General features: G+C 73.3%; 13 protein-coding genes. 5 read left to right on the forward strand and 8 right to left on the reverse strand.

The features are described from left to right. Window positions 1-137 precede the first annotated feature (137 nt). On the forward strand, window positions 138-1,523 hold the full coding sequence (locus KZX45_RS13800) for an FAD/NAD(P)-binding protein (RefSeq protein WP_248258329.1): 1,386 nt from the start codon (window positions 138-140) through the stop codon (window positions 1,521-1,523). Window positions 1,524-1,566: 43 nt separating this feature from the next. On the opposite strand, the gene KZX45_RS13805 is transcribed toward KZX45_RS13800, so the two are convergent. Genes KZX45_RS13805 through KZX45_RS13815 form a run of 3 tightly spaced genes read right to left on the reverse strand, consistent with a single transcriptional unit; the run spans window position 1,567 to window position 5,158 of the window. Further along, window positions 1,567-2,460 (reverse strand): GNAT family N-acetyltransferase, encoded by an 894-nt coding sequence (locus KZX45_RS13805; protein ID WP_248258330.1) that lies wholly within the window; start codon window positions 2,458-2,460, stop codon window positions 1,567-1,569. A gap of 12 nt (window positions 2,461-2,472) precedes the next feature. Further along, entirely contained in the window at window positions 2,473-4,143 is a 1,671-nt protein-coding gene (locus tag KZX45_RS13810) for a CocE/NonD family hydrolase (protein ID WP_248258331.1), read from the reverse strand. Window positions 4,144-4,174: 31 nt separating this feature from the next. Further along, complete coding sequence (locus KZX45_RS13815) at window positions 4,175-5,158, reverse strand: ThuA domain-containing protein (protein WP_248258332.1); 984 nt, start codon at window positions 5,156-5,158, stop codon at window positions 4,175-4,177. A gap of 319 nt (window positions 5,159-5,477) precedes the next feature. Between KZX45_RS13815 and KZX45_RS13820 the strand changes: the two genes are divergently transcribed. Genes KZX45_RS13820 through KZX45_RS13835 form a run of 4 tightly spaced genes read left to right on the forward strand, consistent with a single transcriptional unit; the run spans window position 5,478 to window position 8,500 of the window. Continuing rightward, window positions 5,478-7,043, forward strand: coding sequence for a PTS ascorbate transporter subunit IIC (locus KZX45_RS13820; RefSeq protein ID WP_248258333.1), 1,566 nt, complete (start codon window positions 5,478-5,480; stop codon window positions 7,041-7,043). Next, on the forward strand, window positions 7,040-7,342 hold the full coding sequence (locus KZX45_RS13825) for a PTS sugar transporter subunit IIB (protein WP_248258334.1): 303 nt from the start codon (window positions 7,040-7,042) through the stop codon (window positions 7,340-7,342). Before KZX45_RS13820 ends, KZX45_RS13825 begins: the two co-directional genes overlap by 4 nt. Next, a complete protein-coding gene (locus KZX45_RS13830; RefSeq protein ID WP_248258335.1) occupies window positions 7,339-7,788 on the forward strand; it encodes a PTS sugar transporter subunit IIA in 450 nt (149 codons plus the stop codon). Before KZX45_RS13825 ends, KZX45_RS13830 begins: the two co-directional genes overlap by 4 nt. Beyond that, entirely contained in the window at window positions 7,781-8,500 is a 720-nt protein-coding gene (locus KZX45_RS13835) for a sugar isomerase domain-containing protein (RefSeq protein WP_248258336.1), read from the forward strand. Before KZX45_RS13830 ends, KZX45_RS13835 begins: the two co-directional genes overlap by 8 nt. Here KZX45_RS13835 and KZX45_RS13840 read toward each other — a convergent pair. The 5 genes from KZX45_RS13840 to KZX45_RS13860 form a co-directional block, all read right to left on the reverse strand. Further along, window positions 8,497-9,243 (reverse strand): GntR family transcriptional regulator, encoded by a 747-nt coding sequence (locus tag KZX45_RS13840; protein ID WP_248258337.1) that lies wholly within the window; start codon window positions 9,241-9,243, stop codon window positions 8,497-8,499. The two genes, KZX45_RS13835 and KZX45_RS13840, sit on opposite strands and share 4 nt — an antisense overlap. 78 nt (window positions 9,244-9,321) lie before the next feature. Then, window positions 9,322-10,833: an aldehyde dehydrogenase family protein gene (locus KZX45_RS13845; protein WP_248258338.1), complete on the reverse strand. Its 1,512-nt coding sequence runs from the start codon at window positions 10,831-10,833 to the stop codon at window positions 9,322-9,324. Next, complete coding sequence (locus KZX45_RS13850; protein ID WP_248258339.1) at window positions 10,830-11,756, reverse strand: NAD(P)-dependent oxidoreductase; 927 nt, start codon at window positions 11,754-11,756, stop codon at window positions 10,830-10,832. The genes KZX45_RS13845 and KZX45_RS13850 overlap by 4 nt, the downstream gene beginning before the upstream one ends. After that, the gene (locus KZX45_RS13855; RefSeq protein ID WP_248258340.1) at window positions 11,756-12,250 is read right to left on the reverse strand and encodes a hypothetical protein; all 495 of its coding nucleotides are present in this window, start codon (window positions 12,248-12,250) and stop codon (window positions 11,756-11,758) included. The genes KZX45_RS13850 and KZX45_RS13855 overlap by 1 nt, the downstream gene beginning before the upstream one ends. Further along, complete coding sequence (locus tag KZX45_RS13860; protein WP_248258341.1) at window positions 12,247-13,074, reverse strand: DUF3100 domain-containing protein; 828 nt, start codon at window positions 13,072-13,074, stop codon at window positions 12,247-12,249. Before KZX45_RS13860 ends, KZX45_RS13855 begins: the two co-directional genes overlap by 4 nt. Between the last annotated feature and the right edge of the window lie 20 nt (window positions 13,075-13,094).

Raw genomic sequence — 13,094 nt, forward strand, 5'->3', positions numbered from 1 at the left:
TCGCCGGCGGCCCGGGACACCGCCGCCCTGGCGGGATGGCCTCACCGACCTGGCGTGCACGGCGGCCACCGGCTCGTCTCGTCGTGGATCTCGTCGCACCCTGGACACCCGGTCGGCGCGGTGCTTCGCTTGACGGCGTGGCCCGAGCCGTGAAGGCCGACTACCTCGTCGTGGGGGCGGGGGCCAGCGGCATGGCCTTCACCGACGCGCTGACCGACCACGCCGACGTGCGGGTCGCCGTCGTCGACCGCCGCTTCGGCGTCGGCGGGCACTGGCTCGACGACTATCCCTTCGTCCGCCTGCACCAGGCCTCGGCGTTCTACGGGGTCGCCTCCACCCTGCTCGGCGGCGGACGGGTCCAGGACCACGGGCCCGAGACCGGCCTGCAGGAGCGGGCCACCGAGCCAGAGATCTGCGCCTACTTCGCCCGCGTCGCCGACCGGCTGCTCGAGACGGGCAAGGTCGACCTCTTCCCGAACTGCGAGTACCTGGGCGAGCGCCAGTTCGTCTCGTGCGTCTCCGGCGAGCGGTTCGAGGTGGGGCCGGGGTGCCGGGTGGTCGACGCGCGGTACCTCGCCCCGGACATCCCCGCCACCACGCCCGCGCCGTTCGAGGTCGCGGACGGGGCCCGGGTGCTGCCGGTGAACGACCTCGCCCGCCTGACGGACGCGCCCAGCCAGTACGTGATCGTCGGCTCCGGCAAGACGGCCACGGACGCCTGCGTCTGGCTCCTCGCGCGCGGCGTGGACTCCGGGGCGATCGTGTGGGTCCGGCCCCGCGACCCGTGGATGTTCAACCGGGCGGTGGTCCAGCCCGACCCGGCGGTCTTCATCGGCATGGTGGCCGACGTGATGGCGGCAGCCGAGACGGCCACCTCGCCCGAGGACCTGTTCCTCCGGCTGGAGGACGCCGGCATCATGCTGCGCATCGACCCCTCGGTGACCCCGACGATGGCGAAGACCCCGACCCTGGCCACGTGGGAGCTCGACAAGCTCCGCACCATCGAGCACGTCGTCCGGCTGGGCCACGTCCGGCGCGTGGAGCCGGGCCGCGTCGTCCTGGACCGGGGCGAGGTGACGACGGCGAGGGACGCCCTCGTCGTGCACTGCGCGGCCTCCGGCCTGAAGTACTCCCCGCTCGTGCCGATCTGGGCGCCGGCGGCGATCACGCTGCAGCCGATCCGCACCGGCTTCCCGTGCTTCGGCGCGGCCCTGGCTGGGTACGTCGAGGCCACCCGGGAGGACGACGCCGAGAAGAACCGGCTGTGCCCGCCCACGCCGTACTCGAACACGCTCACCGAGTGGGCCTGGATGAACGTCCTGGGCGCCCGGGCGGCGGCGTCGTTCAACTCCGCGCCGGACGTCAAGGCATGGGCCAACGGCGTCACGCTCAACCCGGCGCGCATCCCGCCCCGGTACGACCGCCCCGCCGCGCTGGACGACGCGCTCGGCCGGCTGCACGCGCACGCGGCCGGCGGGATCGCGAAGCTCGAGCAGCTGGGTGGGATGCCCGCCGCCGCGTGAGCTCCGCGGCCGAGGGCCGCCACCGGTGGGTCGCTGCGCCCCGTCAGAGGTCGACGGCCCGGTTCAGCCAGACCTGGGTGACCTCCATCCCGACCTTCTCGTACAGGGCGAGCGCCCCGGTCCGGGAGTCGGTGGACAGCTCGGCCCGGCCGGCGCCGTGCGCCCGCGAGTGGGAGAAGGCGTCCACGAGGAGCGCCCGGGCGAGGCCCCGTCCGCGCTGGTCGGCCCGGACCGCGAGCTTGTCGACGTAGCCGACGTCCCCGGCGCGGACGACGAACGCGGCGCCCACGACCTGCCGGTCGGGGGCGACGGCGACCCGCAGGTTCCACGGCTCGAAGCCCGGCCGGTCCATCACCCGGGCGGCGAAGTCCTCGTACGACGACCGCGCTCGGTCGGACCACTCCAGGAACGCGTCCTCGACCGTCGTCCACACCGCCCGGTGGTCCGCCGGTGTCGCCTCGCGGACGGTGTACCCCGCGGGCACGGGCTGCGGGACGATCTCGCGGCCGGCCGGCAGGGCGAGCACCCAGGACGTCCAGCGCACCCGGTAGCCCAGCGACCCGAGCAGCCGGTCCCCGGGGGAGCCCGCGAACACCGGCATGCCGACCGTGCGCGCGCCCGCGGCGCGCGCCCGGTCCCGGATCCAGCCGGCGAGCGCGGTGCCGATGCCGCGGCCGTGGTGGTCCGGGTGCACGGCGGCGTCGCTGCGGTCCTCCCCGGAGTACTCGGCGAAGGCGACGAGCCGGTCGCCGTCGAGCACGCCGAGGGTGCCCGAGGCGACGTCGAAGCTCGGCCGCTGCCAGTCGGCGACGACGTCCGCCACCTCGATCGCGACCTCGCCCGTGCTGCGCAGCTCCTCGGCCGCGACGACGTCGACCACCGCGGCGGCGTCGGCGAGGGAGAGCGGGCGGGTCGTGAACCCGGGAAGGTCGATCACCGGAGCCTCACCTCAGGCCGCCGGCAGGTGGAGCCGGGAACCGGTCACCTCGACGGTGTGGCGCGCCGGGACAACCCGGGTGCCCGTGGCGTGGTCGGGGGTGCCGAGGTTGCGGTTGCGCCAGGGGAAGGAGCCCCCGGCGACGAGCAGGCGGATGCGGTGCCCGGCGGCGAAGCGGTGCGCGACCGCATCCAGCTCGACCCGGACGATCCGCGGGGTCGGCGACGCGCCCTGGAGGCGGAGGAAGCCGTCCGAGACGTTGCGGGAGCGGCCACGAGCGTCGACGTCGCTGATCCTGAGGAACAGGTCGGCGTGCGGGTTGTCGCTGGCGTGGCTCAGCTCGACCGTCGGGACGCCGACCACCTCCAGGGCGGCGTCGAGGACGGGCCCGGTGAACGCCAGGACGTCCGATCGCCTCGCGAGGGCGTCGTCCCGGCGGTAGCCCGCCTTGCTGCCGGTGAGCATCCGCCCTCCGAGGGACGGCGTGGGCTCCGCGGGGTCGTAGGTGAAGGATGCTGCGGGCAGGCCGGTGGCGGCCGGCCGCGGGCCGAGCCTGCCGTGGGGCAGCAGGTGGAGGACGGTGTCGCGGGCCGGGGGCGGCCAGGAGGCCAGGGAGCGCCACTGGCCGGAACCGGCGCCGGCGCCGGTGACGTGGATCCGGACCGGGGCCGGTCGCTCGCTGTGTCGCGTGCCGGCCAGATGCTCGTCCAGCCACTCCAGCGTCTCGCGGTAGATCGTCGACCTGCCGGCGACGTCGAAGGAGGAGTGGGTCCACGGCCCGACCGTCAGCGCGACGTCCACGCCGCGGCGGTGCAGCTGCCGGTACTGCTCGAGAGTCTGCGTGAGGAGGAGGTCCTGCCACCCGGTCTGCAGCAGGACCGGCACCTCGGCGCGCTCGAGCGCCGCCCCCAGCTGGGCACGGGACCAGAACGGGTCGTCCGGGTCGTCGTGGGTCGCGTACTCGCGGAACCAGGGCGCCCGGTCGCCGACGAGTCGCTCCGCGGCCTCGGCCACCGGCAGATGTGCCAGGGCGCCCCGCTGCCGCCGGACGGCCGTGAGCTCGCGCCAGTACATCGCGCCGACCGAGGGGTTCTCGGCGACGAGCTCGGCGAACGTCAGCCAGGCCTCGAGGGCGATGGCTCCCTCGGGGTGGAACGCCCGGCTGAAGTCGTGCAGGCTCACCTGGACCACGGCGGCGGCGAGCTCCGGCGGCGGGTCCGTCAGCAGCGCCCACTGGGTGAAGGAGAGGTAGGAACCGCCGTAGGTGGCGAAGCGGCCAGCGAACCACGGCTGCACACGGAGCCAGCGCACGGTGTCCGCGGCGTCGTCGACCTCGGTCATGAAGGGCTCGAACGTCCCGCCGGAGCCGAACCGGCCCCGGCACTGGACCAGGACCACGTGGTACCCCCGCGGCGCGAACGGCGCCACGAGAAGGGCCCGGCTGACCAGGTCCGCGCCGTAGGGCGTGCGGACGAGAACCGTGCCGACGGCCGGGCCGGTCGGGGCGAAGTGGTCGGCGAGCAGGTGGACGCCGTCGCGCATCGGCACCCGGAGCCGCTGCGTCACCGTGTAGTCGGTCCTCGGGCGCGGCAGGTCGAAGAGGCGCGTCGTCGCGGCGTCGATGGCACGTTCCAGCCGCGAGCGTCTGCGCGGGCCCGGGGGAGCCTGCGTCGTTGCCGGCACGGGGCGGTCCTCCTGTGCGGAGCTAGGCCGGTCAGCGGCAGAAGGGTTCCACGCCGGCCGCCGAGAGGACGCCGCCGACGACGTGCTCGCGGAAGTTCTCCTCGCCGGGCATCTCGTCGGCGGTGAAGTTGGCGTCGTCGTGCCCGAGCGAGGTGATCCAGGCACGGCCGCCGTCGTAGTACTGGCACCACGAGACCGGGTGGTTCTCGGGGTGGCCTGGGTGCCCGTAGAAGCCGGTGTTGTCCTCGGACGATCCGGGCTCGAGGACGGCGAGCTGGCGCACCTGCGTGGGGAACGGCACGAGGTTGTAGAACTCGTCGCGGTAGTCCCAGGTGCGCGGAACGTCCTCGGTGGATGCGTCCCTCCGGCTGACCGTGCGGACCGTGCCGTCACGGTTGGGCCCGTGGTCGTAGAAGTTGGCCCCGCCGAGCAGGCCCTGGAAGTAGTCCCAGTTGTACTCCGCGCCGAGCGTGTTGTGGATGCTCACGAACCCGCCGCCGGAGCGGAGGTACTGCATGAGCGAGGTCTGGGCGGCGTCGTCGAGGATGTCGCGCGAGGTGCTGAAGAAGATCACGGCGTCGTAGCCCATGAGATCGGCGGGCGAGGCCAGCTCGGCGACGTCCTCGGTCCAGTCGACCTCCAGGCCCGCCCCCCGCAGCCAGTCGACGAGCGCGCGCTGACCGACGTTCTCCTCGCCCAGCTCCGGGTTCATCCCCGGCCCGAGGACCGGGCCCAGGTAGGAGTGGCGGGAGACACCCGTGCGGCTGTAGACCAGCACGCGGTTCCTGCCGTCCGTCCGGTGCTCGGACTCCCAGGCGTTGTAGCAGTCCGGGTCGGTGCCACGGCACACGCCGTAGTCCGCGACGCGGTCGTCGTACCGGGCGACGGAGCTGGGCCGATCGGCCTGGGTCGTCGTGGTCGAGACCAGGACGGCGGTACCCGCCAGTGCCGCACCGGCGGCGCCGACGAGGGCGGTGCGGAGGATGGTCCGGCGCGGGCGGTCGTGGTGCTCCATCGTCGTGCTCCCATGGCTGTCGGCCCGGGCGGCCACGTGGCGTCGTCGCCTCGGGCACCCCGCCGAGGCGGGGCCTCGACGAGCATCCGCCACGCTGCCCCGGACGGGCAAGAGGACGACGGTCGGCGAGCAGTGCCAGGCTCGGCTCTTGACCCCTCATCGATCGGGCAACTACCTTCTCCCGCAGTGGCATATACCACTCCCGTTGTCCGAGGTTGCTATGGCCTGCACGGGACCACGGACGGCGACGCAGGCGCAGAATGCTGTCACCGCATCGGGGGAGAGGTGGAGCACCAGGACTCGGCCAAGGGGGGCCACCGTGGAACTCTTGCAGGACATCCTCACCGGCATCGCCAACAACATCTTCAACCAGGTCCCGATCCTCATCGGGCTCATCGCTCTCGCCGGCCTGCTCCTGCAGCGCAAGCCGGTCGAGGCCGTCGTCGGCGGCACGATCCGGGCCGTCGTCGGCGTCGTCATCCTCATGCTCGGCGTGGAGATCTTCGTCGGCGGACTGGTCGCCTTCCAGGCCATCGTCGCCAGCGCCGTCGGGCTGGACCCGCCCGCGGCGAGCAGCACCCTCAACGACTTCCTCGGCGGGCAGGGTTCGGCGGTCCCGCTCATCATCGCGGTCGGCTTCGCGGTCCATCTGCTGCTCGTGCGCGTTTTCCGAGCAGCCCGGTACGTGTACCTCACCGGTCACCTGATGTTCTGGATGAGCATCGTGATCGCCGCTTCGCTGGTCGAGGTCTTCACCGACATCCCGCAGACCACGCTGGTGGTGGCCGGCGCGGTCATCATCGCGTGCTACTGGACGTTGCAGCCGCTGTGGGTGGCGCCGCTCATGAAGCGGCTCATGGGGCACGACCAGTTCGGCCTCGGTCACACCACGTCCACGGTCGCCCTCATCGCCGGGTACGGCTCGAAGGCGCTGCGGCTGGGTGACGCCGAGCGTCACGACTCGGAGAAGCTCAAGCTGCCCCGGCAGGTCTCCTTCTTCAAGGACATCAACGTCTCGACGGCGTTGATCATCGCCGTGATCATGCTCGTGGCCATCGCCTTCGCCGACTCCGCTGTCGTCCAGGAGCAGATGGCGGGCTCCGAGCTGCTGCCCTGGGCGTGGGGGCTGACGCAGGCGCTGCGCTTCGCCGCCGGTATCGCGATCCTGCTCTTCGGCGTGCGCATGTTCCTCGCCGAGATCGTCCCCGCCTTCAAGGGCATCTCGGACAAGGTCCTGCCCGGCACCCGGCCGGCGCTCGACATCCCCGTCGTCTTCCCCAAGGCCCCGACCGCGGTGATGATCGGCTTCCTCTCGTCCACCGTGGTCTTTCTCGTCCTCATGGGCATCTTCGCCGCCGCCGGCTGGTTCGTGCTCGTGCCGCCGATGATCATGCTGTTCTTCGGCGGGGGCTCCGGCGGCGTGTTCGGCAACGCCGTCGCCGGCTGGCGCGGCGCCGTCTTCGGCGGTCTGGTCAACGGCATCCTGCTCGCCTTCGGCCAGTGGATCGGCTGGGGTCTGTACGACAACACCGCCCCCGAGCTCGCCACCCTCGCCGACCCCGACTGGTACGCCGTCGGCTGGCTCCTCATCGGCGCCGCGAACCTGCTCGAGCCGCTCGGCACGGCGGCCGTCTGGGTCGTCGCGGCGGCGGTGCTGCTCGCGACCGTCGCGATCCTCATGATGCTCTCGCGGCGGAGGACGACGGCGGACGTCGCGCCGACGGCGACCGCGACCTCCACCCCGGCGGCCGGTTCCGCCGACGCCACCACCGCTGGCGCAGGTGCGGGCCCCGCCTCGGCCGGCACCACGAGCACCAAGTCCGGCACCTCCGCCGGTTCCGGACCGTCCACCCGTCAGCAGCGCAACGTCGAGGAGACACGATGACCGAACGTCCCGACCCGATGAAGGTGCTCGCCGTGTGCGGGCTCGGCATGGGGACCAGCCTCATCCTCCGCATGACCACGGAGACGGTGTTCCAGCGCCTCGGCATCCGTGCCGACGTGGAGAACACCGACATCTCCGCGGCCCGCAGCACCCCGGCCGACGTCATCATCGGGCAGGGCATGCACACCAGCGAGCTCGAAGGCGCCGCACCGGTGACCGTGACCGTCGACGACTTCGTCGACGACGCCGCGCTGGAGTCCCGGCTCCGGCCGGCCCTGCAGGAGGTGGGCTGGCTGTGACGGAGGAGGGTGCCGGGATCCCGGTGCGTGCCGCCTTCCTGGACGGCGCGGACGACTGGCGCGACGGCGTGCGCGCCGCCGCCGGCCTGCTCGTGGAGCTGGGCACCGCGGACCAGCGGTACGTGGACGCCTGCGTGTCCAGCGTCGAGGAGCACGGCCCGTACATCGTCCTCACCCCGGGCGTCGCCCTGGCGCACGCCCAGGCCGAGACCGGGACGACGACGGAGGGGCTCGCCGCGCTCCGGCTCACCCGGCCGGTCACGTTCGGGCATCCCACGAACGACCCGGTCGACGTCGTCCTCGCGTTCTCCTCCGGCGGCTCTCACATGGAGATGATCAAGGCGATGGGGAAGGCCCTCACCGGCGGGCTCGCCGACCGGCTGCGCGGCGCCGACGACGTCGACGAGGCCGAGCAGCTTCTCGCCGAGGCGGTCGGCCATGGCTGACGAGACGGTTCTCGAGCGGTTCGGCCGCGCGACGACCGACCACCTCGCCGCGGTCCTAGAGGCCAACGCCGAGTCGCTCGAGCGGGCGGCGGAGATCATCACGACGTCCTGGCGGACCGAGCGCCTCGTCTACGCCGCAGGGTCCGGGCACTCCCTGGCGAGTGTCCTGGAGACGTTCTACCGCGCCGGCGGGCTGCCCTTCGTCAGGCCGCTGTGGGACCCGAACCTGCTGCCGCTCAACGGTTCGGACCTCTCCACCGCGGCCGAACGCCGGCCTGGTCTGGGACGCCGGATCGTCGACGAGGCCGGCGTGGGCAAGGGGGACGTCGTCGTCGTCTTCTCGAACTCCGGCATCAACCACGTGCCGCTCGAGATCGCCGGGTCGGCGCGTGCGGCCGGCGCGGCGGTCATCGCGGTGACGTCGGTTGCCGCCTCGGACGCGGCACCGCTGCGCGCGGGACGCCGGCTCCACGAGGTGGCCGACGTCGTCGTCGACACCCGGGTGCCCCCCGGGGACGCGAGCTGGCCGCCCGAGTCCCCGCGGACGGCGCCGCTGTCGTCGCTGTCCAACGCGATCGTGTGGAACGCGATCCTCGTGCTCTGCGCGGAGACCGAGCCGGGGACGCCGTTCTGGCGCAGCGCGAACACCACCGGGCCGACCAACGACGAGCTGGCCGACCGGTACCGGGCCGTCGTCCCGGAGCTGCGCTAGATCGCGGTCGAGAGCTCGTACCGGTCGCCGCGGTAGGAGGAGACCGTGTACTCCACGGGCCTGCCGCGCCAGGTGGAGGTACGGGTGAGGTGCAGCACCGCCGCGTGCGCCGGCACGTGGAGCAGACGCGCCTCCTCGGCCGTGGCGTTGCGGGCTCGGACGGTCTCCTCCCCACCGTCGAAGACGATGCCGCGCTCGCCCAGCAGCGTGTACAGCGACCCGTCCTCCAGGTCTGCGGCGCTGAGGTCGGGTGCCAGCGCCGCGGTGAGGGTGACCGTCTCGATGGCCATGGGCACGCCGTCGGCGGTGCGCAGCCGGCGGATCACGTGAGCCCGTTCGCCCGGACCGAGGTCGAGCACGGCGGACGCCTCTCCCTCCGGCGGCGTGGTGGTGAACGAGAGGGTGTGCGCACCCGGAGTGAACCCCCGCACGCGCATGTCCTCCGTGAAGGACGACAGGCGGATCGGCATCCGGATCCGCGGGGCGGAGACGAAGGTGCCACGACCGACGGTCCGCTCCACCCGGCCCTCGTCCATCAGGGCGGCGAGCGCACGTCGGGCGGTCATGCGAGAGACGTCCAGGGAGTCGGCGAGCTCACGCTCGGAGGGGACGGGGTCCCCGACGCGGAGGTTGGCGTCGATATGGTCCAGCAGGACCCGCCTGAGCCACAGGTACTTGGGCTCGTCGGCAGGACGGTCGCGTGCGGCGGCCAGCGGTGGCACGCCCGAGTCGCCCCCAGTCACGTCCGGAGCATAACCGGCCGCCGTCCAGCGGCGGGCCGGTGCGCCGCTGACGCCATCGGGCTCGGCGGCTGCCCCGGCTCAGTACCCGAACGCGAGCGTGGGGTCCGCCGCCGTCTCCACCCACACCGAGCGGGGCTGGCTGTACTCCAAGAGGCCGTCGAGCCCGCTCGAGCGCCCGTACCCGGAGTTCTTGAACCCGCCGAACGGGGACATGACGTTGATGGTCTTGTAGGAGTTGACCCAGACGGTGCCGGCCTCGAGGCGGCCGGCCACGCGGTGCGCGCGGGCCACGTCCGAGGTCCACACCGCGCCGGCGAGGCCGAACGCCGAGTCGTTGGCCAGCGCGACGGCCTCGTCCTCGTCGTCGAACGGGATGGCCGCCACGACGGGGCCGAAGACCTCCTGCTGGGCGATCGCGTCCGAGTTCGCCACGTCGCGCAGCACGGTGGGCCGGTAGAAGAACCCACCCTCCGCCGCGCCCTCCGCGCCGCGCCCGCCGGTGGTCAGGGTCGCCCCGGCGCCGACGGCGGCGGTCACCATCTGGTCGATGCGCTCGAGCTGCGGCCGGTTCTGGACCGGCCCGATCTGCGTGCGCTCGTCCAGCGGGTCGCCCACGCGCAGGCCGGCGGCGAAGGCGGAGAAGGACTCCAGCAGCTCGTCGTACGCGCGGCGCTGGACGAGCAGGCGCGAGCCGGCCACGCAGCTCTGCCCGGCGCCCGAGAAGATCGCGGCGGCCGCGCCGCCGACCGCCCGGCGCAGGTCGGCGTCGGAGAAGACGATGTTCGCGGACTTCCCGCCCAGCTCGAGCACGCACGGCTTGAGGTTCTCGGCGGCGGCCACGGAGATGAGCCGGCCGGTGGCGGGGGAGCCCACGAACACCACCTTGCGGACCTGCTCGTCCCGCACGAGCGCGTCGCCGGTGGTCCGGCCGAGCCCCGCGACCACGTTGAACGCGCCCGGCGGCAGCCCCGCGTCGACGGCGAGCAGCGCGAGCATCGCGGACGTGATCGGCGTCAGCTCGGACGGCTTGAGGACGATCGCGTTGCCCGCCGCGAGCGCCGGCGCCACCTGCCAGCCGCCGGTGAAGGCCGGCGCGTTCCACGGCGTGATCGCCAGGACGACGCCGTAGGGCACCCGCTGCGTGTAGTTCAGGTGGCTGGTGGGCACGGGGATGACCTCGCCGTGCTGCTTGTCCGCCCACCCGGCGTAGTACTCGAACATCTCCGCCACCTTGGTCACCTCGGCGGTGGCGTCGCGCAGCGGCTTGCCGGCGCTCGCGGCCTCGACGAGCGCCAGGTCGTCCAGGGAGGCGCGCACGGCGGCGCCGACGGCGGTGAGGACGCGCCCGCGCCCCGAGGCGGTCAGGGCCTGCCAAGCGCGGGCGCCCTCGGCCGCGGACGTCGTCGCCTCGGCGGCCACCTCCGCGCCGGCGTCGCGGTAGGTCAGCAGCACGGAGCCGTCGGCCGGGTTCTCCAGCAGGACCTCCGGGCCGGTGCCCTGGCGCAGCCGCCCGTGCACGACGTTGACGGCCGGGACCTCCCCGAGCCGGGCACGGATGACGGAGATGACGGCGTCGTGGGAGGTGCTCACTTCGAGGTGCCTGCTTCCTGCTCTCGGTCGGTGACTCGCTCTCGGTCGGCCGCGCGTCCGCGTTCGGCGACGCGGTCCCGGTCGGCCATGCGGTTGAAGTCGGCGGCGGCGTCCTCGTCCCGGAGCTCGCGCCACGCCGCGGCGGACCCGGCGGCCAGCGGCAGGTCGACGCCGAGCCCCGCGGCGGTGCTGACCGCCAGCTCGACGTCGCGGGTCATCAGGCCGACGGGGAAGCCGCTGTCGAAGCTGCCGGAGAGCACCCACCGCGGCAGGTTGACCTCCGTGACCGCGCTGCGCCCGGACGCCCCGTTGACCGCCTCCAGCAGGCGGGCGGGGTCGAGGCCCGCGGCGCGGCCCAGGTCGAGGGCCTCGCCCGCGGCCTGCAGGTGGACGGCGCACAGCATGTTGTTGACCAGCTTGGCGACGTTCCCGGCCCCGGGCCCGCCGACGTGCGTGACCCGGCCGGCGAGGACCTGGAGGACCGGAGCCGCCTCGGCGACGGCGTCGTCCTCGCCGCCGAGGAAGACGGTCAGGGTGCCGGACTCGGCGCCCGCGGGACCGCCGCTCACCGGGGCGTCGACGAGGGCGTGGCCCGCGGCCGCCGTCGCCGCCGCGAGCCGGCGGGTGGCGAGCGGGTCGGAGGTGGAGGTGTCGACCACGAGCCGGTGGTCGACGCCCGGACCCAGCAGCCCGGCCTCGCCGAGCACCTGCTCGACGACGGCGGAGCCGGGGAGCGAGAGGACGAGGGTCCCGGCCCGGCGGACGGCCTCCGCCAGCGCGACCACCTCGAGCCCGCCGTCGAACCGCTCCGCGACCCCCGGCACGGGGTCGACCCCGAGCGTGGGGACGCCGGCGCGCAGCAGCGTCCGCGCCATCCCGCCGCCCATGTTGCCCAGCCCGACGACGGCGACCGTGCCGACCATCAGCCACCGATCCGGAGGGTGAAGTGGGCGATCACGGCGGAGGCGAGGAACGTGCCGATGAGGACGAACACGCCGACGATGAGCAGCTTCCACCCGGAGTGCCGGGCGATGGCGATCTCCCGCTGCGAGATGGCCAGGCCGGCGAACGCCAGGCACGGCACGCTCAGCGCCAGGAAGTCGATGTCCCCGACCAGGCCCACGACGAACTCGCCCCACGGCAGGGCCGGGATGGAGGCGACGATGCCCACGATCGACACCCACGCGACGCTGGGCAGCCGCAGGAACGCGGTGGCGCGGGTGATGAGGATGCCGATCACCGCGATGACGCCGAGGGCGATCATCCCCGTCGCGGCGTCGCCGGCGGTGAGGTCGGTGGCGATGAGCTGGGCGATCCAGCCGATCGGCAGGACCACGAGCAGGGCCACCAGCTCCACGCCCAGCGGCAGCTTCTCGACCTCCTCGTCGCGGATGTCGGCGGTCTCGGCGGTGCTCATCGCTTCCCTCCGGTCGTCGGGGCGGTCTCGTCGCGGTGCGCCCGGCGGTACATCCACTCCACCAGCGGCAGCGCCACGAACAGCGAGACGTACATGCCGGTGGCGTACGTGAGCAGGTTGCTCGAGCCGGCGAACGCCAGGATGGTGTCCTCCATCTCGGGCCTCGCGGCGGCGAGCGCGCCGCTGCACGCGGCCATCATCGAGCCGCTGCCCACCCCGCAGGCCATGGCCATCGCCCGCACGTCGAGGATGTCGAGCGAGGCGAGGAAGGAGACCATCACCGAGTACAGGATGGTGCCGAACAGCGTGCCGACGACGTAGACGGCGAGCACCCCGGTGCCCTCCGGCCCCTTGAGGCCGTACCGCTCGGCCACGATGGCGATGCTCGGCTCGCGGGCGACGGAGAACGTCGCGCCGACGGCCTCCCGGCCCATCTTCAGCACCCACACCGCGATGGGGAACGCGAGCGCGATGGTGCCGAGGTTGCCGATCTCCTGCAGGATCAGCGCCGGTCCCGCCGCGATGATCTCCTCGATGTCCGGGCCGATCGTCGTCCCGAACTTGGCGATGAACGGCATGATCGCGACGACGATCATGGGGGAGGCGACCCGCACGTCGTGCGCACGGAGCACCTTCCCGACGCGGCCGGTCACGTTGGGGTTGAGCAGGAGCCCGAACACGAAGGCGTACAGCAGCGGCAGGAAGAGGATCGTCCCCACCCCGACGTCGATCTGCCGGATGCCTATGAGCTGGGCGCCCACCACGATGAGCAGGGCGACGACGTAGAGCCGCCACGCTCCCATCACGTCGCTGACGGTCTGCATCTGGGCCTCCACGGTCTGTC

Source organism: Georgenia sp. EYE_87, from assembly GCF_023148685.1.
Lineage (GTDB): Bacteria > Actinomycetota > Actinomycetes > Actinomycetales > Actinomycetaceae > Georgenia.

What these genes read in the sequence shown, in the direction of transcription:
- KZX45_RS13815 (WP_248258332.1), bottom strand. Translation starts at nt 5,158, where the DNA reads ATGGAGCACCACGACCGCCCGCGCCGGACCATCCTCCGCACCGCCCTC.
- KZX45_RS13825 (WP_248258334.1), top strand. Translation starts at nt 7,040, where the DNA reads ATGACCGAACGTCCCGACCCGATGAAGGTGCTCGCCGTGTGCGGGCTC.
- KZX45_RS13835 (WP_248258336.1), top strand. Translation starts at nt 7,781, where the DNA reads ATGGCTGACGAGACGGTTCTCGAGCGGTTCGGCCGCGCGACGACCGAC.
- KZX45_RS13850 (WP_248258339.1), bottom strand. Translation starts at nt 11,756, where the DNA reads ATGGTCGGCACGGTCGCCGTCGTCGGGCTGGGCAACATGGGCGGCGGG.
- KZX45_RS13855 (WP_248258340.1), bottom strand. Translation starts at nt 12,250, where the DNA reads ATGAGCACCGCCGAGACCGCCGACATCCGCGACGAGGAGGTCGAGAAG.
- KZX45_RS13860 (WP_248258341.1), bottom strand. Translation starts at nt 13,074, where the DNA reads ATGCAGACCGTCAGCGACGTGATGGGAGCGTGGCGGCTCTACGTCGTC.